The following is a 19780-nucleotide window of genomic DNA, read 5'->3' as shown; positions in this document are numbered from 1 at the left end:
CGCTCGTGTCTCCGGTCAGGCTGAGACGACCTCTGAAGGCAGAAGATTCTCCGCGCTATCCATCAGCGAGCGATCGAATTCAGCCCTGACATTTTCAAGCGCACGGGAAAGCGCAGCCGCATCCGTCACACGGTCAGCGTCGATTTCTTGCCGCGCCAGATCGCCAATCTGCGCAAGCGCAAGCGTTCCATCCTCAAAAAAAAGTTCAAGACGATTGTCTTCCTCATCCTCCGGATCGGCTGTTTCAGTTGGTCCGATCGAGCGGCTGGCGGACACCGCACCTTCAGAAAAGAAAACTGTCGTATCCTTCGAGGCTGCATCGAGACGCACACGGATCGCCTCCCATCGTGCGGCAATGATCGCCTCGCGCAGAGGCCAGATGGCCTCACGGGCTATCTTGCGTGCTCGCCGTTCGGCACGGGTTTTGGCTCCTCCATGCAGAGTGCCAAGCGTTTCCGGATCGGCGCGCAGACGGAAGAGGAGGTCGGCCGCAGGGCGGTCTTCAACCGCTTCCAGAGCCGTGCGGTAGGCGTGAAGCAGCGGCGCGGGATCGGCAAAAACGGCGCGTGCCCGCTGGGAGACCAACCTGTCGTGGTCCAAGGTGGTATCACTGACGGCACCGAGCGCTGGCTGGCGTTCCGAAGGCTTCGCCGGGCGCTCCAGGAACAGCGGCCATTCCTCTTCCAAAAAGACCTCGGGAACATAGAGTTCGCGTGCGAATGATGCGACCTGACGACGCCGGGCGACGAAGCGATCGTGTGTGTAGAAATTGAGCTTGTTCAGGATCGCCCCGTAACCGCTGCGGACCTGCAGGATCGTCTTGTCGTCGTCGAGCCGCTGGACGGCGTCTGCGTCCATCAAGGGCACGAGCTCGAAACGACCTTGTGACGCCGTCTTCGAACCGAGGACGCCTCGATTGCGACCCCAGCCCTCGCGCTCCTCATATTTGCGCCCGAGCGCCATGGAGACGAACCGTGCCGTCGTCTCATCGCCGATACCGATGAACAGCTTCACGTCCATATTGCCGATCAGTGCGTCACGCGTCTTCTGCCCGTAGCGCTCGTCGATCTGCGGGATATTCTGGGCGATGAGGGCGATCGTCAGCCCATAGCCGGCGACGAGAGGCGCACGCTTGACGATCTCCGGCAAGCGCTCGAATTGGTAGAATTCGTCGAGCATCATCAGGACCCGATGGGGCTCGGCCGGGCCGGGCAAACTGCGCAGCATGAGATCGTGGATCTGCTGAATCAACAGGCGGATCAACGGCTCGACGGTCCCGAAATCCGAAACCGGGCTGGCAATGAAAAGGGAAAAGGGTCTGCGCCTGAGGTCGCGAAGATCGAAGTCGCTGGCAGAGCACGCTGCCGCCATGAGACGATTGTTGAAGGGCGCCAGCGCGGTGATGACATGGCCCTCGAAGGACGGACGCTGTTCCTCGTCACGTGCAAGATGCTGGCGAAATCCGGCAAGAATGAAATCGTCGAGTTCAGGCTCCTCAACCAGGATCCGTTTTAGAAGGTCGGAGAAACGCTCTCCGGTCGAGAAGAGTCGCAGGACGGAGCGAAGGTTCCGGCGACCGTTCATCATCGCGGAGTCGGTGACGTAGCCGAGGACAGCGGCCATCAGACCGCGGGCCGTCTGCTTCCAGTAGGCGTCTTCTTTCTCGCCGATCGGGAGAAAGCTTGTCGCAAGATTGAGGAGGTCGGTCGAGCGCTCCGGCCAGTCCCGCACGAAGTCCAAGGGATTCCAGCGATGCGACTTTGCCGAGCCGGGCGCAAAGACGAAGCACTTCTGGCCCATCGCCAGGCGAGCGGCGCCCGTCAACGCGAAGTTTTCCAGCTTCACATCGAGGACGACGACCGAGCCGCTGAACTCAACGAGGTTCGTCATCACGAAGCCGCGGCCCTTGCCCGAGCGAGACGGGCCGTTGACGTAGAAGTGGCTGTCACCACTATAGCGAACGTCGACGGCTCCCCTCCCCTCGCCCAAGGTGCCGAGAAGGATCGACTTGCCCGGTTCGCCCCCGATCAGTCCGGCCTCCTGGAGATCCTTGCGCGTCGCGAGCCGGGAGCCCCCACGCGGCGGGCGAACCTCCCAGGGACGGAAAGCCAGAAGCAGAGTACCGCCCGTGACCACCATTGCCTCGGCGCCGGTCGCAGCCGAGGCAATGAGGATCAGCCGTCGCACCTGCGGGTTCGACGCGTAGAACCAGGCCTGCTTCACCGGCATGAGGAGATCGGTACTGGTGAAACTTCGCCAGATGGCAGCGTTCTTGGTTGTGATGAAGCTTGCAGCCGCATAATCGGCAGACCAGGCAAAAAAGAGCGCTGCCAGAGCCAGGAACGGGCCGAGGCAGATCAACGCGATCTTCTCGAAGCGTTTCATGTCCCTAGCCATTTGTTGAGATGGATGTGGCTGACACCCCGCTTCATGGTCTGAGGATCCCGGCTGACCTGCACCACGACCGGCACGACGAAGCGGACGAATTCCAGAAGCTCCGGCTTGCTGAGGCCAAGCCCTGCTTGCATCGTCGCCATGGCCAGGCGCTCAAAGGCCCCGTTGGGATTGTCAGCGTGGAGCGTCGATATCGAACCGGGATGACCGGAATTGACGGCCTGTAGAAACGAATAGGCTTCGGCGCCGCGGATCTCGCCCATGAAGATACGGTCGGGCCGCAGGCGCAGAGCTGCTTCGAGGCAGTCCTGCACAGTGACCTTGGCTCTTCCCTGCCCGCCTTTAGAGGCAACCAGCGCCAGATGGTTCGGCTGAGGGGGTCTAAGTTCGCGGGTGTCTTCGATCGTGACCAGCCGTTCCCAAACCGGCACGTCCTTCATCAAGCCATTTAAGAAGGTGGTCTTGCCCGAAGAGGTGCCGCCGGATATCAGCATCGTGACCCGGTTCTCGGCGGCAAACCGGAACCACGCGCGGCGTGCAGCGGGCGATGGATCGGCAAGTCGATGGATCAGGTCTCGGTCCAGATCGGAAAGTTCGCCTTCGATTCTCGCCGGCCCGCAGATCCGGAGATTATCGAAGCCTCCGAGCGTAAGGTAGTCGTCGAGGCTCATATCCCGAATGACTTGCTTGCGGATCGCGAAGGCACCGCCAGAAGCTGCCACCGGTGCCAAGACGGCCTGGAAGCGCTCTCCGTGCGGCATGGCGGCCGAAAGCAAGGGAGCCTCTTCGCTGACGCTCTGCTGTGTCGTGCCAGCGATCATCTGCGCAAGAGCACGGATGGCGCGCCCGTCAAGCGCCGGCACTGTGTGCTGGGTCATCCGTGCCTGGTCGGTCCGCTCCACCCAGACCTCGCCCGGACGGTTGCACATGATCTCGACGACAGCCGGGTCCTCCAAGAGGAACCTGATCGGCTGCGCCGTCTGGCGGAAGAAGATGGGCAGCGTGTCCCAGAGCGAGACGTCGTCAGCGCCGCCGGTGATCAGATTGCGCACGACGGAGCTCATGGAGCGCCTCCTTGACGGGATCGGGATAGAGAGCGGAGAAGTCGAGGTCGCGGCGCACGAAGACCATGATCTGAGCACCCTGATCGACATGGACCGTCGGCGGAATGTCGATCGAGTCTTTCAAAGCGATGTTGGCCATCTCCGCCATGGTTTGGGAGACAGTTTGCTGGGCTTGCGTCTGCGCATTGGCAGACATCGCGTTCGACGAGGAGCCGGCCGCGCTGCTGCCATCCGCGTTCAGGCCGGCGATGAAGGACGAGACGCCACCGACGAGGCTGAGAACCGAGGCGGCACCGAAGCGATCGAGGAAATGCTTGTCGACGACGCCAGTAAGACCTGATCGCCCGAGATCGTCTGTCCCGTAGGAGCCAAGCGACACGGAGGTTCCATCGGCGCGCAAGGCTCTCGTCCAGACGATCAGGACGCGGGTCTGCCCCCGCGCGAGCCCGCTCTTGTATTCGCCTGTGAGCATCGTGCCCTTCGGCAGGAGGATGCGGCGGCCGTCGAATGAGTAGACGTCGGTCGAGATTACCGCTCGAACCAACCCGGGCAGATCGGACTGGATTGCCGTTTCCAGAACGCCGCGGATGAGGGTTCCTTGTGGAATGAGCGCGTCGATGCGGTCATTGCGTGTTGCCCTGACGGTTTCGACTTCTTGCGCTCCGACCGCGGTGGCGAATTTGCGGTTGGGATCGTCATCGACCGCACCTGGAGGGGCTGGATCTGAAGCGGTGCTACCAAATGCGGCCTTGGCGTCACTGCGCGAGGCTTGATCCATGACGATCATGTTGGAGCTCAGCCTTGCCTGGCGCAGCTCGTCCGCCTTGCGCCGGCGCTCAGTCTCCTCGGCAATGCGCTGAGCGGCGGCGTCATCGGGAGGCGGCGCAGACATCGTCGGAGGCTGCACCAACGCTGGCGGAGCGGCTGGCGGCGGGACCGGCGGAGGCGGCGCGATAACCAATCTGTTGTCCACCGGTTCGATCGCTGCTTCCGGCTCGAGATGCAGGTGCATCGATCGGCTGGCGGTCTTGAACTCTTCGCGCGGCTCGTCGCGCCCCGACGAGGTCGGTTTCACGAACGAGACATAGGCCGCGTAGCCGAGGACCGCGAGCGCGACTGATGCCAGCAGAACCGGAACGATCCTTCCAACCGCCCGTCCTCCGGGTCTTGCGACCGTTTCTGTGATCCGGGCCTCTTCCTCGAAGTCAATGCTCATGGCTGCCTCCATGATCGTCTGAGATGATGGGAACGACCGGGGCGATGACGGGGCGTTTTAGCTTGAAGACACAGGTCGCGACAGCGCCATTGCGCAGCGTCCATTGATCGGCCACGCGGTCGACAACGATGGTGTCGCCCTCGCGCCGGTAGTTGACGAGGGTCTCGCTCCCATCGGACTTGACCGCGAAGAAGGCCGGAAGCTCGCCGGAGAATTGAAAGAACGTTTTCCGGCCGTCGTCGAAGAGAACCGTTGGCCTGTTGTCGACGCTGCCGCGAAAGCCGTAGTCGTAGTTGAGCCCATGCGGGCTCGCCAAAGCCGCTTTGAGATTGGGCATGGCGGCGCTCTCCTTCGCCGCCGCCAGAAGCCTTGCGTTTGCCGCATCGTCCGGATAGGCGAAGCGCAGCTTGATCACGGCTTTGCGGGTGTTGCCCGGGCGGGCGCCCGTCAGCATGAAGGTGTAGACGCGCTTCGACGTCACGACGTTCATGTTGGTCACGGCATCCGGCTGAAGCGGCTTGATAAACAGAAAGTGGCGGGACTGGTCCGGGACGGCCTGCCAGCCGACGCTATCGCCCATGGCCACAGTCGCGATCTCTTCGTCGTCGTTGAAGACGATCATCGTCGAGACGCCCATCATGCCAGCGACGGTGACGACGTTGTCTTTCTGAAAAGGGACGGTTCGAATGCGTGCATCAGCTTTGACCGCCTGCGGCAGGCTTTCTGCGCGAACGACATTGGGCTGCGCGATCGCGGCAAGAATGCTTGCCGCCAGAAGCGATCGATAAAGGCGCTTCACCGACCCTCCTCCCCCGATGTCACTGTTTCCTGGTCCCGCCGGTATTCGGTGACCTGGAAACCTAAGGGATTGTCGAACCTCCAGTCGTTGCGCATCGGCTCGGCGGTGTAGCGAAAGCGGATGTTTGCCACCCAATGGTTCGTTTCGGTCGGACCCGACCTGCCAACGCGCGTTGTCGAGAAGCGCACGGCGGCCGTTTTCTCGTTGAGGAAGATGATGCTCTTCACAGCCACGGTGACGTTGGTGTCCATGCCGTAGAGCTTGACCGGGTTGTTCGGGTTGCTGCCGGAGAAGGTGTTGGCGAGGTCGTCCGCAGCTCTCCCCGTGCAATAGAGCGACGCGAGGTCGAAATTGTCGCGCAGCCCGTGCGGATCATAGCTCTCGCGGGCGCGCAGGAACCGCACGATGTTGGCGCGCGTGACGGCTTCGTTCTGCGTGAGATCGCCAGCCTCCTGCAGCGGACGGCTCGCCTCGACATAGCCGGTCGTCTTGTCGACTTCGAGAACGACGACGTCGAAGGTCCGCAGCGGAAGTGTCGCCCACAAAAGTCCCACCATGCCAATCAGCGCGACGCCGAGGACAAGCGCGATGAGGCGCCAAATCGATCGGGATGCCGCAACGGCTCGGTAGACGGACGCCTCCCAACGTTCGCCTTCGCCATAGTAGCGCGGGTCGATCCCCTTTTTCGCAGCACTTTCGTCCATCTGCATTCCGCTTGGTCCCCTCGTCTATTTGCGGCTGTTGGAGGCGGCCGACGTCACGATTGCCTTGTCCGCGGTGCCATCCGTAACGGTCATCGGACCGCCCCCTGCCCACCGCGATAGGGCGTACTGGCCACCGCGATACGCACCGTGCGCGCCCGCCAATGCCAAGGCACGTGTTCCAAGAAGCGCGACGCTGGTCGATTGATCGATCCTCGGACCGCCACCCGCGATCGCCGCTGCAAGGCCGACCACCTCCCTGAGCAGCAGCGTCGTCGCGATGCACATGAAGATGAATGGCATCACCGTCTCGAGCGATGGCGCGCCGGACTGAAGCGCGCTGACCGTATTGCCAAGAAGCGAGGTCATCAGCCCGAGCACGGTGTAGACGAGGATCGGCAGCACGGCATAAGTGGCAAGCGACCGCATCCAGCCGTCGACGACACCCGATGTCAGCCGGAAGAGCGCGCAGCACAGCACGATCGGTCCGATCCCGAGAAGGATGAACAGGGTCATCTTGCCCATGATCAGAATGACGGCTGCCGTCGCGCAGAGGATGAGCGTGAAGATCAGAACGCCGCCGGCGAGCAGGTAAAGGAACATCGCCCAGACGCCGCCTTGCGCGACGATCGCTGACGCACCGGACATGCCGGCATGCCAGATATCCGAGAGCCCTTGTCCCATGGATGCGCCGTCGCCGCCGCACCCTTCGCCGCCTGCCGCCTCGCAGACGACGGCCGCGACCGCATCTGGGGCTTTGACCAACGGCGTGACGATCAGCGGTTGATAGGTGGCCCAGGAGACAATGAAGGAATAAACGATGAAGGCTCGACCGAACTTCCAGACGAAGGCCCCGGCGGTCATCGGGGCACGTCCAAACAGCATTTCATAGCCCCACCAGACGACATAGACGGCAAGTGCCGCGAGAAACAACGGCCCGAGATAGGTCGCGAGCGCCTGGTACATGTTCTGGACAGCCGAAGTGCCCATGGCATCGACACGGCCGAACAGCACGCCGAAGATGTCGTTCATGACGAGCCCCTCTAGAAGACGCTGACGCCGGTTTGCCGCACCATCGGACCACAGCTCGTCTCATCAGCGAAGGCGACGGACGACAGCAAAGCAGTCGCCTTCTCGGACGCGCAGGGGGCCTTAAGTTCCTTGTGACCGGCGCAACCGGACCCCATCAGGAGGAGGCTGGCGAGAGACAAGATGCGCAGAGATCCAAGCATGATGCTCACCGCCGCCCCGTCAATGTCACACGGGACGGGTCGTAGGTCATGAACTCAGCGATGGCGGCTTGGGCCGCGAGTTGCTGCATCTGCTCGGCATTGAGCGCCGCATTGCCTGCGTTGACGGCACCGACGAGTTCGTTGACGGTCTGTGCGGTCTGCGTCTGAACCTGCGAGTTCTGGTCGATCGAGCCTTTGATGTCAGGCGCCGTCCCGATCTGGCCTTCCACGGCCTGGAAGGACGTCGAGCGCTGCTGCGTGCTCGCCTGCATTCCAGAGATGGCTGCGGTGAGCGCCGCCGTGGTGTTGACCATGGCTTGGTAGGACTTGTCACCCCGCGTTAACCGACCCGCCTGTGTCTGCCCGGAGAGCGAGCGAACAAGGTTTAAGCCGTTCAGAATGGTGGCAGCATTCTGTCCGTAGGCTCCAAGCTGGCCCCAAGCCATGTGTCCGGCAAGAAGCGAGGAGAAGTCCGGGGCCCTTCCCATACTGAAGCCATCGCCAAGCGCAGCGCCGGCGATCTCGGCGGTGGAGCGGTTGCCGGTCACGGCGGCGAGCGTCCTGTTGACGGTGCGCAGGATATCGCTGTTGCTGCTCATGATCTGAGCAGTGTGTTCCGCTGTCTGCCGAGCCTGGGACAGGGTCGCCGCATCGATAACCGGCACCTGAGCATTTGCCGAGCAGGACCAAAAAACTCCAGAGGCGCACAAGAGCGCGGCCATAAACTTCGGTGGCGTGCACGATGGTTCTAACATGTCATTCTCCTTCCTGGCGGCTCGGGCCTGTCAAGGTCATGCGCGAGAGGTCGTAGGTCGCAGCCTTGGCAGTCGCGCTCGCGGTCGTCGCAAGATCGAGGAGGCGCTGGTTTCGAAGCAGGGTGGTCATGCTGGTTGCCTCGGTGGCCTGATTCCAGAGCTGTGCGTTGGATAGCCGCGTGATCGCATTCTGTTCGAAGGCGCCTTTGATCGAAGCTGCAGTGCCGATGGTGTTGGATTGCTGTGAGAGCGATGAGGCGTTCTGCGCTATTGTGGCGGCAATGGCGGCCAGTGCGTTCACGGCCTGGCCGACGTTCTTCGTCTTGATCGCCTGCACCGTATTGGCGATCTGCAGCAGGACTGCGAAATCATGGCCGCCGACTGACGAGCCTGACAGAGGCACGCCCAACAGGTCCGCGCCCGATACGGCTCGGATGCCGCCGGTGTCGTTGCCAACCGTCATGCTGGCGTGGATGTTACGCGTCGGCGAGAGGGCCGATTGTTTGAACGTCCGCGCGCGCTTCATGCAGACCGCGGTGCTGGTCTCCTTCTCCGTCCGCTGTGCGTCGTTCACCGGAACCTGGGCAAAGCTGTTGGAAGGGATGAAGGAAAGGCTGACGCCTAGAAGGAAGGAAATTGCAGGACGCATCATGCTTCCTCCTTCCAGCCGCAGAAATAAGGGAGCCAGGCCTCCGGCGCGTCACCATATTTCTCGCGCAGGCGCTCGCATTCGGCGACCGTCTCCGTCCGGCCCGACAGGACCTTGATGAACTCCGGAAGTTCGGAGAGATCCAGCTTGGCAATGACGCTGTCGTGGTCGTGCTTCACCAGGAATTGGCGGCTGGTCGACGACGTCGATACGACCCAGTCGAATTCGGTTTCCGAGAGACCGAAGGCGCCGCGATAGCTCTCGCGATCCGCCTTCGGGTTGGGGAAGAAGAGGGTCGTCGGGCTCTGTTCGAGCAGCGTGTGAGAGATCTTTGCCGAGGTGACGTCGCGCGGCGATTGCGTCCCGAGACCGACAATGCCGTTCTTCTTGCGGATCGTCTTGAGCTGATCATTGAGAAAGGTGGCGGCCTTGTCGTCGCCGAGCACCTTCCAGCCTTCGTCGATGAACAGCATCATCGGCCTTACGCCGTCGAGCATCCCACCGATCCGAAAGAAGATGTATCCGAGCGCGGCGGTGCGGATTTCGGGATCATCGAGAATGGCCGTAAGGTCAAAGCCAAAAATGCCGCGCTCCGCATCCCAGAGATCGTCAGGATTGTCGAAGAGCCAGCCGTGGTTGTCGCACCACATGTCGAAGCGGGAGGCCAGATCGTCGCGGCCCGCGATCTCCGCCCCGCGCAGCAGGTGCACGACATCGCGGAAGCGGCGCTCGCGGATCGGCGCGATAAAGATCTGATCCACCGCGTGGGCAATGATTTTCTTCTGCTCCGCCGACAACCGCTCCCCAGCGCTCCGCGGACGCACGAGAAAGGCGAGTAGATCGTTGAGGAAGGTCCGTGCTTCCGGCGTATCCGCGAGCTGCAGGGGATTGAAGCCGGTTGCCACGCCGGGCTTCAGCACTTCGTAGTGGCCGCCGCAGGCGCGGATGAAGATCTCCCCTCCCCTGTCCTTGTCGAACAGAGCGCATCGCGGCCGGGGTGACGTGCGCATGGCCTGAGACAACAAAAACAGAAGGGCCACCGTCTTACCGGAGCCGGTCGGGCCGGTGACGATAAAATTGCCGACGTCGCCTTTGTGGAAATTGAAATAATAGGGCGTCATCGAGGTGGTCTGGAGAAGCGCGATTGCCGGCCCCCATCGATTGCCGGTCGGGCGCCCGAGCGCGAAGTTGTGGTAGGAGGCCATGCCGCAGAAATTGCGCGAGGAGATCAGGGCCTGTCGTGCGATGTAGCCGAAATTCCCGGGAAGCTGCGCCCAGAAGACTGGCTCGCTGTTCAGGTCCTCGCGGACCACGACAAGGCCGGCATTCTGTAATTCCTTGGTGATCGCCTGCGAGCACGCTTCTGTGTCGCGAATGCTATCGCCCAACGCCATGACTGACAGGTGATGATATCCCATGACGGCGCGGCCATTAACGAGTTCATCCTTGGCGATCGCGATGGCGCCTTCGAGGCTTGTGCCGCGCTCATCAGAAGCACCGATCTGCCGCTCGATCCGATCCATTTCCGCCAGAACAGGTGCACGATCCTGGAGCGCGAAGCTCTGCGTCAGAATGAACTCGCCCGGCACCTTCAAAACGCCGTCGATCATGCCGACGGCCGTATAGGATGGGTATTCGCGCACGGACAGCATGGCGCCAAACCGCGTTTCCCAGTCCGAGTTGCCGCGCATTTCTAGCATGCGGCGACCGAAGGTAATCCGTCGCGTGGGAAGGTACTCATCGAGCGGCATGCGGGGCAGCAGCATGGCGACCGGCACGCCGCCATTCAGGAGCTGCGCCAGAAACTCGAGCGGCTCTGAATAGGCGCTTCCATGGCGCAGCTGAGCCGTCAGAAGGCGGGCGCCATATTGCTCCATCCCCTTGACGAGGTTGCCGACGTGATCGCGCAGGTCCTGCCGGGCCTCGAGATCGAGCGCGTGCTCGGATGCGCCGCCCATCTGCCGAAACCGCGAGAGCAGCGTGTCGGCAAGCCCAACCTTTCCCTGAAAGCCACGACGGATGACGGTGAGGTACAGCTCGTTGGAATACAGGCGTGCGCTGGCGAGCGCCTGCCGATAGCGCTCGTCGAGCGCCTTCGGGAAGTCAAGCGTGAACGCTCCGCCGATCGCTGGCGGAACGCGCCGACGTACGATGTGCGAATAGACCGCGAACCGACTGTCGGAGAGTGCGCGCATAAGCGTGTTGCGATTGGACGCCTCGTTGTCGATGAAGGCTTGGTCGGCAGTCTGGTGGCAGAAACCATCGCATTTGACGATCGCCACGATCATGCCGTCCTTGGTGCGCAAGGTCGCCTCGTCGACATGACGCAGATAAGGCACATGGCCGGCGATGCGCTTTTCCCGCGCGATCGCAGCGCCGAACATCAGGTCTTTACGCAGCGCATGTCGCATGATCGTCCCTCATGCTCCATAGGAATTGCCACCCCAGAAATGGCGGTTTCTGACCAATGGGCATTTGGCGAAGCGCGTGCGGACGACATGCGCCAGATGGGGGTCGCGAACCGTCATGACATAGGCGGCTCCGTGGAGGGGCAGAAAGAGAAAGAAGGTCGCCAGCTGTTTGGTGTTGAGAAAGGTCAAGACGACGATCATCAACTCTCCCACGAACAGACCGAGCGGCACGCCCCACATCATCCGCGGGCGTGTGAGCGCGATCACAAGCGGCGCGACCTGTGGCTCGTCCTTCGCGATCGCAATCATCGGCCCAATCCATTTCTGATTGAGGTGACAAGTTCCGGGCCGCCGAAGATAAAGGCGATGCCGACGATGATCGCAAAGCACCAGGACCACGGAATGCGGGAGGTCAGCGCAAGATAGCCGACGGCGCAGCAGGCGATTGTCGCAGCTGTGGTCGCGAAGGTGCCGGTCATGAAGTTCAGAAGCGTGGTGAACACTGACTGGATCGGCTGGAAAACATCGCCGGCGGCGAAGGCAAGGTCGGTGTGGCCGACAACGGCGACCGCTATCACCAGACCATAGATTGCGCCGCTTTGGCCGTGGCGAGCGATCTTCTCTCGGACCTTGGACGAGATGTTCATCGATAACTCCTTTTACTGGACATACAAAACCGAGCCGCCGATCCAGCCAGTCTGGGCGCGAGGCGGCGAGAAAGCCTTGGAAGGAAGCGGCTTGGGCGCAGGTGAACTCGTCATGAGAAGATCGACAGCCTGGCCACGCTGCGCAGACAGGGGCTCGGTCATTGAGCCAACGGTTTCGCCACGGGTGCGCTTCAGCGTTTTGCCAAAGCCGTAATAGGCATTCGCAACCAGTGCGACGTAGTTCACCGTTTCAGGGATCGGAGGAACGCCACCAGCGCGAAAGACGCGCTCCTCGCCGGCGTTGTAGGCCGCCACGATCAGGAAGACATTGCCGCCGAACAGGCCGGCAAGGTCCTTCAGATAGCTGACGCCGCCACGGACATTCTCGGCAGCGTCGCAAATGTCGGAAACGCCATAGCGGAGCGCCGTCGCTGGCATCAGTTGCATCGGTCCGCGCGCGCCAGCCGGTGAGTTGACGGTCCGGCCGTAACCAGATTCCTGCTCGGCAACAGCCAGCGCCAGGCGCACATCAATTCCTTGGCGTTGGGCCTCCTTGCGAATGAGGTCCTGGACGATGTCGGCAGAGGCGGATCCATCGACACAGGTCGCAGGCGCCGCAGCGATAGCAGGCGCAGCAAGCAGCATCGTGCTTGCCGCCGACAACACGCAAAAGACGGTCCATTTTTCTCGAAAGAATGACCTCATGCACATCTGGCTCCCTCCTTGTAAAAATCATATATACGAATTATAAGTCCCTGCGCAATATCTAATAAACTGTTCTGGAGCGTGTTTGGATGTTCAGACCAAGTCGCATGGCGTTCGGCGCGTTAGCGCTCGCGGTCGCTTCCGCCATGCCTGGCAAGGCTGGTGCGGAAGACGCTGACTGGGGCTGCCAGGTGCTGCTCTGCGCCGCCGCTTCCGCGCCTTCCTGGCATGGAATTTCCTACTGCGTCCCCCCGATGATGCGATTGATCACGGCCATGGCGCGTCCGCACTTCTCATGGCCGATATGTCATACAGCCGGAACCGGCACGCCTGGCTTTGAGCCCTACGCAGCGTGTCCTGCCGGGTTTGCGCCCGGCACCGACCGCTCAGAGAGCGACAATGGTTCGCTCGCCGAGCAGGATCGCTGCATCAAGACGATCAATCATTGCTTGGGCCCTTTCGCCTCGGATCGTGATGGCAACGGCTGCTTCGAGCGCGTGTCGCGGCCGCGTCCTCGGCGGCTACAGCCCTATTACTTCGACATTCCTCAGGCCTCAGGACGGCGCAGACGCTTCTGGTTCGACTTAAACGAGTGAGCCAGATCAGAAAGACTTATATACGCATTTATGAGAAGGAGCACTCTGTGCGGCATCCACCTATGATCGTCTACGAGACCATGCGGAACACGCAGTCGCTCGACCTAGGCTCTGACACAAAGCTCCTGACCTGCTTCGCGGCTTTTGAGATTGCTGCAGGCGCAATGCATTTGCTGTGGATCGAGGCTGCGACCCTTATGCGACATCCGCTCGCCGCACCTTTTCACACCCTGATGATCGGCGCGATCTGGATCCTGGCAAACGGAGCATGGCTATGGGGAGTTTGCCGACTTCTGTTTCTCATCGGACAGATGCTAGGTGGTGCCGGGCTGCTCTTGGTGGATCTCGCCGCTTATATTGGCTCCAGATGCAGGGACGCCAAACACGCGATCGGCTGCTTCTGGGAGCGAAGCCAATGAGTGCTTGCCGCGTCCTGATGAGTGCCGTTGCGATAAGCACCGCTTTCTGGGGACAAACATCAGCAGCTGAGGGCTACCAACTCAAACTCTCGTTGACCTCACCGGACGCACGACACGATCCCGATGGTGTCTGGACTGACGACGATCTTGCCTTCATCCGCCAGACCGGGCGAGCGCCTGCGATCTACACGGCGCGGCTGACGACTCCGTCTGGAGACTGGCTGTTGTCCCAGACGAATGGTGACTGCAACATGCAGGGAATGTGCACCGCATTGCTGGTACTTCGGAAGGCCGGGACGCAACCCCTCATCATGGCCAATCCGCAGCTCCCTCTTGGAGGAACCGCCGTTCTGTCGCTGAACTACAGGAAGCTTTCGACTGAGGAAGTCGATCAGAACGGGCAACCGATTGAGGGCTCGTACGATGTGGGGCCGTTGAAATGATCGACGAGGTCTTTTCGCTCTTGCGTCTGAACCAGCGCGATTGTGCTGCAAATATCGGTTTGGCCTTTGGTCTGGTGGCGACAGTGGCTTTTGCGGGGGAGTCCGCGGTCAGCCTGATCGCGGCCGGCATGCCGGCGGACTGCGCCGAATATGCTTCGAATGTCACGGCAAGCGAAGGCAGCTTCAGCAGCGTCTCCCCCGCTGTGCACGGCACGCGCTGCTACGGCGCGTTTCAGTTCTGCGACAGCGGCACGCTCCAAGCCTATTGGCCTGGAAGCAAGGAAGCTTTTCTCGCAAGCCCGAACGCACAGGTGGTGGCGTGGCAAGCATATGAGCACAACGCCTGGAGACAAGCCAATCGCCTTGGCATGACCAGCTTGATCGGACAGCAGGTCTGCTACAACGGAACCTGCGCCATCATCTCGCAGTCATCCATCCTGAAGGCCTGCCAGTTCGGTTGCGGCGAAGGCGGCAAGCTTTACAACTTGATGAGAGCCGGCCTCGATTGCAATGCCCATGGAACACGCGACGGGGCCGGCACCAGCGTTTGCGCCTATCTCATATCAGGGGCTGGCTATAACGTCGCCTGCATCACCAATTCAAGCGATGGTGTCGATTGCCTTCCAGCCGCTCCAAGAGGAGGCTGAGGCGATGCACCGATCGGTCGCCCGCCTGTTGCTGCTGTCAACCACTCTGCTGACAGAGGGCGGACAAAGCTTCTCGATTGCGCACGCAGCTGCAGCGAACTTCGATATCCCGCAGTCAGGGCTGACGATTCTAACTGGAGATAGCTGGCGTATCGGCGAGCAAGTTTTTCGCCTTTACGGCGTCCAGTCCTGTCTGCGCGGCACTGCCTATACAGACCGGGCAGGCAAGCAACAGGATTGTGGTGCGGTTTCGGCAGCCGTGCTGGCGGCAATCTTGCGTGACACGAAACCGCGTTGTTCGCCTGTGGCACAGATTTCTCGGCCGTCTTCGACGCCTCTGACCATCATTGTCGTGTGCGCAGCCCATGTCGGATCCGAAACACTTGATCTCGGCTCGATCATCATCACCCAAGGTTTCGGCTTTGCGGCCATGAATGGCCACGGCCGGCCTGTCTACGCTCCATACCTCGCGCAGGAGATGCTTGCGCAACAGGCTCGGGCCGGCCTCTGGGCGTTCCCAGACGTCCCCCAGCCAAACCTCGATGCCGCACAATAGCTCGCGCGAGGTCGCTCCAGCGCACTCGTTCGGCCTGCTTGAGCCTCCGAGATGAGGCCTTTTGGCCGTAGCGTGCGCATCTCTTCCCGACTACAAGAATGCCACCGACGTCAGCATGGGTGGCTCACAATGTCGAAGGGCTCAGGTTCGTCCGAACCGAAAAAGAAATGGTGGCAAGAGAGCCTGAGCGAGCAGCTGGTCGACTCGCGTGCAATCCTCCCACGGGAAGGGCATGAGCGGATCAAGATTCTCGCAGAACAGATTGGCGAGCGCGTGCCGATCCTGCTAGGCAAATTCGTCATGGCAAGCCTCTCGATGTTCGATCGCGGCAAAGCTGATTTGGAGATGCCGCCAAAGTCCGAGACGGGCTTTGATATGGCGCGACGGAGTGCCACGACTGTCCTTCTTGACAGCGATGTCTTCGAGATCTGCTCTGCGATCGTCTCCTCGCGGTTTCCAGAGGACACCGGCGCTGCCCGAATGCGTCAGGCAGCGATGGTGGTGACGGTAGCGACAGAAATAGCCGCTGGACGCAAGCCAACCGCAACGAGCCTGGCGCAAATCACGGGCAATCAAGCCTCCAGCCTCGTCATGCTTTCCAGCCTTTTAGAGGATCGCGGGATCCTGAGGAAAGTCCAAACAGCCGGGGTGGGCGTTGGCCGATCAGCCAAGGTCTTCGAGATCAGGCCTGATGCGGTCGATGCAATCAACGCCGCGCATCTGGCGCAGACGGGCGCCTCGATAATTCGGGCGGACATGGCGGCGCGTTGAAAATGGCGACCTGCAAATAGGCGTTTACGTGCTCCTTGACCCGCAACTTAGAAAGCATCCCTTTGCTTCGTCACGAGGAGACAAACCTCGTAGCCGAACGTCGCAGGCATCGGTCCGGGCGCCGGCGTTTCCAACGGCTCAAGCTCGTCAACTGCTTTCACATAGCCGGACAGGGACGATCCAGCCAAGAAGTGCGAGGCAGCCCATTCCGCAAAACTATGGAAGCCACTCTTTTGCGCGAACTGATCAAGCGCGAAGGCCAACCCTGCCAGTGTCGTCAGTCCGTAATAGGGTATCTCCTGCGTTATCGCTGTGATGTCGTCTATCATCCAATAAACCCCAGACGGCGATCGAACCCGAGCGCAACCCCGCGAGGCTCTTCGCTCGATCGCCGTGCTTCTTCCTGTTTGGCGTCAAGCTTGACGACGTCAGGCGGCAAGCAGGCCTTTGACGCCTGTTGGTGACAAAACGGGCGTTGTGATACCACCCTTCGAAGCGATCCGGTCGCGAACGGCCTCACTGATTTCAAACAGCCCTGCATAGGTCAGGACGCGGCCGATCTTCGTCGGCATCCCGATGACCTCAGCTTTGCAGTCGGACGCTTTAAAAATTCGGGACATTCGCGCGTCGTAGACAGAGACGATGTGGCTCAGCCCAGCAAGCAGCCCGACCTCGACCAGACCGGACAGGAGTTCCGTCGTCACTTTGTGGATCCGCCCCTCCCCCATGTGCGCCATGTCTGGCTCGATGCAGAACCGAGAACTTTCCCAGATGATTGGGCTTTCGACCGTCGTGCCTGTCGGCAGAAGTACGGAAAAGACGTCTCGCAGCATATTGGGGCCGGTGGTTGGCAGAAGGCGGACGCTGCCCTCAAGGCGGCCTGTCTCTTCATTGACCGACAGAAGATAAAGGGGATCGGCAGCATCGAAGGCATCGATCTCCTTGCCGTCCTGAACGGACACGTTCCACTGCAATCTGTCATGAAAGACCCGCGCTCGTAATTCATGCATCCGGTCAAGGAGATCAGTACAAGCGGATCGAATCGGCGTTTCAACGATGTGAAGCATCTTGGGTCCTCGGCAGGTGTGACAACCGATGGATATGCACTCCCATCGCCCTCGAAAACCGGGGAGAAATCCGGGATCAGTGAGAGATGAGAAACAGGCTATTGTTGATCGCTTTGGCGACAGCATGACAGGTGGTCGACGCGCCGAGCTTCACCCGCGCCATTTCGAGATGGCCCTCAACCGTCTTCTCGGAAATATCCAGAATGACCGAGATCTCCCAGTTGGTTTTTCCGGAGGCACGCCATTTCAGGCATTCCACTTGCCGAGGGGCAAGCGCGGGAAAAGGTCGATCGGCGCCCGCATTCTGGAGGAGGCGTTGATGAAGATGGAAGGCCAGCATTTGCATGTCACGTTCAAGCCCACGGCGAGAGGCAGCCCAGTCATGGGCCGTTTGCTCGCTACTGATCGTGAAGAGCCCGCGGTCGCCAGCCCGTCCCCGAACCGGAACAGTCATGCCACGGGTGCCCACACCGAATTCCAAAGCTTCCCCGAAGAAGCGCTTAAGCTTTGCCGTCCGTGCATCGTGGGCGGTCCATACGATCGGAAGCATGGATGTAAATCCATCGCGGATGATAGGATCGATATCCAAGTATTTTCGATGCCTGTAATGCTCGATCCATTCGGGGGAATAAGTCGCCACAATGCAGATTTCCTCCCGAACATGCGAGGAGACGTTGACGCCAAAATATGCGGCTGTCTTCAAGCCATAAAGGGTGCAAACTTCCTGAAGGATCTTAGACAGAGACGGGTTTGGGAGAGCGCAGTTGTCAAAAAGATCAATTATTCGATAGAATGCCGCTTCGAGATCCGGCATGACTTCCATCCTGAATTTCGTGACATATTTGTCGTATTGAAACGCATTTCGCCTTTCATATATATTAATTTATATTATAAATAAGTAATTTTTTACATGAACTACGCTGATCAAATGACGCATGGCTGGTCCGTTTTATAATCCAAGATCATATCTACCGTAGATCAAACAACGCATTGCGAGTTCGGTCAGGAGATCAATTGCAGCCTTTGCTCGTGGCCAAAGCAATTTAAGTTGGTAGACACGCATGATCTGCCAGACCTTTGGGAGCACGATTACGAGCGATCAAATTTCTTACTCACGAATTTTGTCATCAACGCATGGAAGCAAGTCGCTCAGCTTCACCCATCGCAGCAGCTTTGGTTTTGAATGGTCCGATATCATACTCTTCACTATCAGGCAGCCACTCCGCCAGGAACCACCGTAAGCGTCCGGTGAGCCTGCTTTGATCAGTTCAGCCCGCAACATTTCTTGTATTTCTTGCCGGAGCCGCAAGGGCATTGGTCATTGCGTCCGACTTTAATGGTCTGAGTTGGCGCAGACGCCGATTGTATCGGGCCGGCAGACTGGACGTGGCGAGCAGCGCTAAGGATTTCGATCCAGCCGGGGATGAGATCGGGTGCTTCGCTCTGGAGCCTGTCGATGTCTGCCTTCTTGAGCCTGCTTTTTCGGTTTGCGATGTCTGCAAGGCTGAGCAGGCCGGCGATGGCCGCGGTCGCGTCGCCGCCCATGCCGAGATAGACGCTCCAGCTTTTCGGGCGCAGGCTCATGGCTGTCTCGAAGCCGTCGATCCACAATTCCCACATGACCTCGTCATTGCGGGTATCGACATCGAAGACTGGTGCATAGCGGCCAGCATCGATATCGGCGATGGTGACATTGTGATGTTCCATGACCAGGGCCATCAGTTTCTCGACCTGCCTGGCATTCTCGAAGACGGGGCCGTCGCTTTCGCTCTCGGTATCCCAGATCAGCGGCAGCCACTCGCTGGGCATGATCAGGTCCGGGCAGACGATGATGCCCGCGAGATAACCCTCGATCTGGCTGACCACCATCGGGTCGCAATCTTCCGCCAGTTCGTCGAGCTTCTTCTCAAGCAACGTCAGCCGTCGGGGAATATCGGGCATTCCGGTTCCAGTGCCATGGCAGGAGTTCATCGATCCTGTTGATCGGATGATCGGCGATGCGGGTCAAGACATCGCGGAGATAGGCTTCAGGATCGAGACCGTTCATCCTTGCGGTCTCGATCAACGACAGGATCGCAGCCGCGCGTTCGCCGCCTTTGTCCGACCCGGCAAACAGCCAGTTCTTGCGGCCGAGCGCAATCGGCCGGATAGCCCGTTCGGCGGCATTGTTGTCGATTTCGATACTGCCGTCATCGAGGAAACGGCAAAGCGATTTCCAACGAGACAGTGCATATCGGATCGCTTCAGCCGTTCCGGACTTTTGCGGCAGGCGCTTGAGATTGTCGTCCAACCATGACCGCAGGGCTTCGACCCTGGGAGTGCTGCTCTGTTGCCGCGCAGCTTTGCGCACGTCTGGCGGCTCCCCTCGAACGGCCTTCTCGATATCGTAGAGTTCGCCGATCCGCCGCAGCGCCTCCTCGGCGATAGGCGCTTTGCCCGACGTCGTCAGATCGAAGAACTTGCGTCTTGCATGCGCCCAGCAGGCGGCTTCGAGAATGGCCGGTGGGCCGCCTGGCTCGTTCGGTTCATAGAGATCACGAAAGCCCGCATAGCCGTCGGCATGCAGCACGCCGGAGAAGGTGGCCAGGTGCTGCCTGGGATGCAGTCCCTTGCGATCCGGACTGAAGAAGTAGCAGACGGCCGGTGGTGTCGTGTCACCATGGGGACGACCGTCGCGAACATAGGTCCAAAACCTGCCTGTCCGGGTC

23 protein-coding genes are annotated in these 19780 nt (G+C 60.5%); 6 read left to right on the top strand and 17 right to left on the bottom strand.

Translation table 11 applies throughout. The features are described from left to right. Positions 1–15: 15 nt before the first annotated feature. From BMX61_RS22085 to BMX61_RS22025, 12 genes are all read right to left on the bottom strand, one after another. Entirely contained in the window at positions 16–2385 is a 2370-nt protein-coding gene (locus BMX61_RS22085; protein ID WP_075628053.1) for a type IV secretory system conjugative DNA transfer family protein, read from the bottom strand. Then, complete coding sequence (virB11, locus tag BMX61_RS22080; RefSeq protein ID WP_170855002.1) at positions 2382–3458, bottom strand: P-type DNA transfer ATPase VirB11; 1077 nt, start codon at positions 3456–3458, stop codon at positions 2382–2384. Before virB11 ends, BMX61_RS22085 begins: the two co-directional genes overlap by 4 nt. Beyond that, a complete protein-coding gene (gene virB10, locus BMX61_RS22075) occupies positions 3418–4686 on the bottom strand; it encodes a type IV secretion system protein VirB10 (RefSeq protein WP_234794784.1) in 1269 nt (422 codons plus the stop codon). The genes virB11 and virB10 overlap by 41 nt, the downstream gene beginning before the upstream one ends. Next, positions 4664–5473, bottom strand: coding sequence for a TrbG/VirB9 family P-type conjugative transfer protein (locus tag BMX61_RS22070; protein ID WP_234794783.1), 810 nt, complete (start codon positions 5471–5473; stop codon positions 4664–4666). Before BMX61_RS22070 ends, virB10 begins: the two co-directional genes overlap by 23 nt. Continuing rightward, complete coding sequence (locus BMX61_RS22065) at positions 5470–6183, bottom strand: VirB8 family type IV secretion system protein (protein ID WP_092743022.1); 714 nt, start codon at positions 6181–6183, stop codon at positions 5470–5472. Before BMX61_RS22065 ends, BMX61_RS22070 begins: the two co-directional genes overlap by 4 nt. A gap of 18 nt (positions 6184–6201) precedes the next feature. Beyond that, the gene (locus tag BMX61_RS22060) at positions 6202–7206 is read right to left on the bottom strand and encodes a TrbL/VirB6 family protein (protein WP_234794782.1); all 1005 of its coding nucleotides are present in this window, start codon (positions 7204–7206) and stop codon (positions 6202–6204) included. A gap of 205 nt (positions 7207–7411) precedes the next feature. Next, on the bottom strand, positions 7412–8128 hold the full coding sequence (locus BMX61_RS22050; RefSeq protein ID WP_075628077.1) for a type IV secretion system protein: 717 nt from the start codon (positions 8126–8128) through the stop codon (positions 7412–7414). 34 nt (positions 8129–8162) lie between these two features. Next, positions 8163–8813, bottom strand: a complete 651-nt coding sequence (locus tag BMX61_RS22045) for a hypothetical protein (protein ID WP_075628056.1) — start codon at positions 8811–8813, stop codon at positions 8163–8165. Next, positions 8810–11221, bottom strand: a complete 2412-nt coding sequence (locus BMX61_RS22040) for a VirB4 family type IV secretion/conjugal transfer ATPase (protein ID WP_083639466.1) — start codon at positions 11219–11221, stop codon at positions 8810–8812. The genes BMX61_RS22045 and BMX61_RS22040 overlap by 4 nt, the downstream gene beginning before the upstream one ends. A gap of 9 nt (positions 11222–11230) precedes the next feature. Continuing rightward, on the bottom strand, positions 11231–11530 hold the full coding sequence (locus tag BMX61_RS22035) for a VirB3 family type IV secretion system protein (protein ID WP_075628058.1): 300 nt from the start codon (positions 11528–11530) through the stop codon (positions 11231–11233). Next, on the bottom strand, positions 11527–11868 hold the full coding sequence (locus BMX61_RS22030) for a TrbC/VirB2 family protein (RefSeq protein WP_075628059.1): 342 nt from the start codon (positions 11866–11868) through the stop codon (positions 11527–11529). The genes BMX61_RS22035 and BMX61_RS22030 overlap by 4 nt, the downstream gene beginning before the upstream one ends. 12 nt (positions 11869–11880) lie before the next feature. Continuing rightward, the gene (locus tag BMX61_RS22025; RefSeq protein WP_234794781.1) at positions 11881–12573 is read right to left on the bottom strand and encodes a lytic transglycosylase domain-containing protein; all 693 of its coding nucleotides are present in this window, start codon (positions 12571–12573) and stop codon (positions 11881–11883) included. Positions 12574–12680: 107 nt separating this feature from the next. Here BMX61_RS22025 and BMX61_RS22020 point away from each other — a divergent pair, with 107 nt between their 5' ends. The 6 genes from BMX61_RS22020 (at position 12681) to BMX61_RS21995 (ending at position 16005) form a co-directional block, all read left to right on the top strand. Further along, a complete protein-coding gene (locus tag BMX61_RS22020) occupies positions 12681–13169 on the top strand; it encodes a hypothetical protein (protein WP_083639467.1) in 489 nt (162 codons plus the stop codon). A 62-nt stretch (positions 13170–13231) separates the two neighbouring features. Further along, positions 13232–13588: a hypothetical protein gene (locus BMX61_RS22015; protein ID WP_075628062.1), complete on the top strand. Its 357-nt coding sequence runs from the start codon at positions 13232–13234 to the stop codon at positions 13586–13588. Beyond that, positions 13585–14031, top strand: a complete 447-nt coding sequence (locus BMX61_RS22010) for a hypothetical protein (RefSeq protein WP_075628063.1) — start codon at positions 13585–13587, stop codon at positions 14029–14031. The genes BMX61_RS22015 and BMX61_RS22010 overlap by 4 nt, the downstream gene beginning before the upstream one ends. Then, positions 14028–14678 (top strand): acyltransferase, encoded by a 651-nt coding sequence (locus BMX61_RS22005; RefSeq protein ID WP_075628064.1) that lies wholly within the window; start codon positions 14028–14030, stop codon positions 14676–14678. The genes BMX61_RS22010 and BMX61_RS22005 overlap by 4 nt, the downstream gene beginning before the upstream one ends. After that, a complete protein-coding gene (locus BMX61_RS22000) occupies positions 14638–15234 on the top strand; it encodes a thermonuclease family protein (protein WP_139198986.1) in 597 nt (198 codons plus the stop codon). The genes BMX61_RS22005 and BMX61_RS22000 overlap by 41 nt, the downstream gene beginning before the upstream one ends. Before the next feature lie 129 nt (positions 15235–15363). Further along, entirely contained in the window at positions 15364–16005 is a 642-nt protein-coding gene (locus tag BMX61_RS21995; protein ID WP_075628066.1) for a hypothetical protein, read from the top strand. Positions 16006–16052: 47 nt separating this feature from the next. On the opposite strand, the gene BMX61_RS21990 is transcribed toward BMX61_RS21995, so the two are convergent. The 5 genes from BMX61_RS21990 to tnpC all read right to left on the bottom strand — a co-directional run. Then, the gene (locus BMX61_RS21990) at positions 16053–16334 is read right to left on the bottom strand and encodes a hypothetical protein (RefSeq protein ID WP_075628067.1); all 282 of its coding nucleotides are present in this window, start codon (positions 16332–16334) and stop codon (positions 16053–16055) included. A gap of 99 nt (positions 16335–16433) precedes the next feature. Then, positions 16434–17072: an acyl-homoserine-lactone synthase gene (locus tag BMX61_RS21985; protein ID WP_075628068.1), complete on the bottom strand. Its 639-nt coding sequence runs from the start codon at positions 17070–17072 to the stop codon at positions 16434–16436. A gap of 76 nt (positions 17073–17148) precedes the next feature. Further along, positions 17149–17886, bottom strand: a complete 738-nt coding sequence (locus BMX61_RS21980) for a LuxR family transcriptional regulator (RefSeq protein ID WP_075628069.1) — start codon at positions 17884–17886, stop codon at positions 17149–17151. 449 nt (positions 17887–18335) lie between these two features. Further along, positions 18336–19013 (bottom strand): UPF0149 family protein, encoded by a 678-nt coding sequence (locus BMX61_RS21975; RefSeq protein ID WP_075625314.1) that lies wholly within the window; start codon positions 19011–19013, stop codon positions 18336–18338. Then, positions 18979–19780, bottom strand: an 802-nt coding sequence (tnpC, locus tag BMX61_RS21970) for an IS66 family transposase (RefSeq protein ID WP_139198985.1), incomplete at its 5' end; no start/stop codon positions are given. The genes BMX61_RS21975 and tnpC, both read right to left, overlap by 35 nt.

Source organism: Xaviernesmea oryzae, from assembly GCF_900109605.1.
Taxonomy (GTDB): domain Bacteria; phylum Pseudomonadota; class Alphaproteobacteria; order Rhizobiales; family Rhizobiaceae; genus Xaviernesmea; species Xaviernesmea oryzae.
Note: the sequence above shows the minus strand (reverse complement) of the source record. Positions and strands in the feature narration are given on the sequence as shown.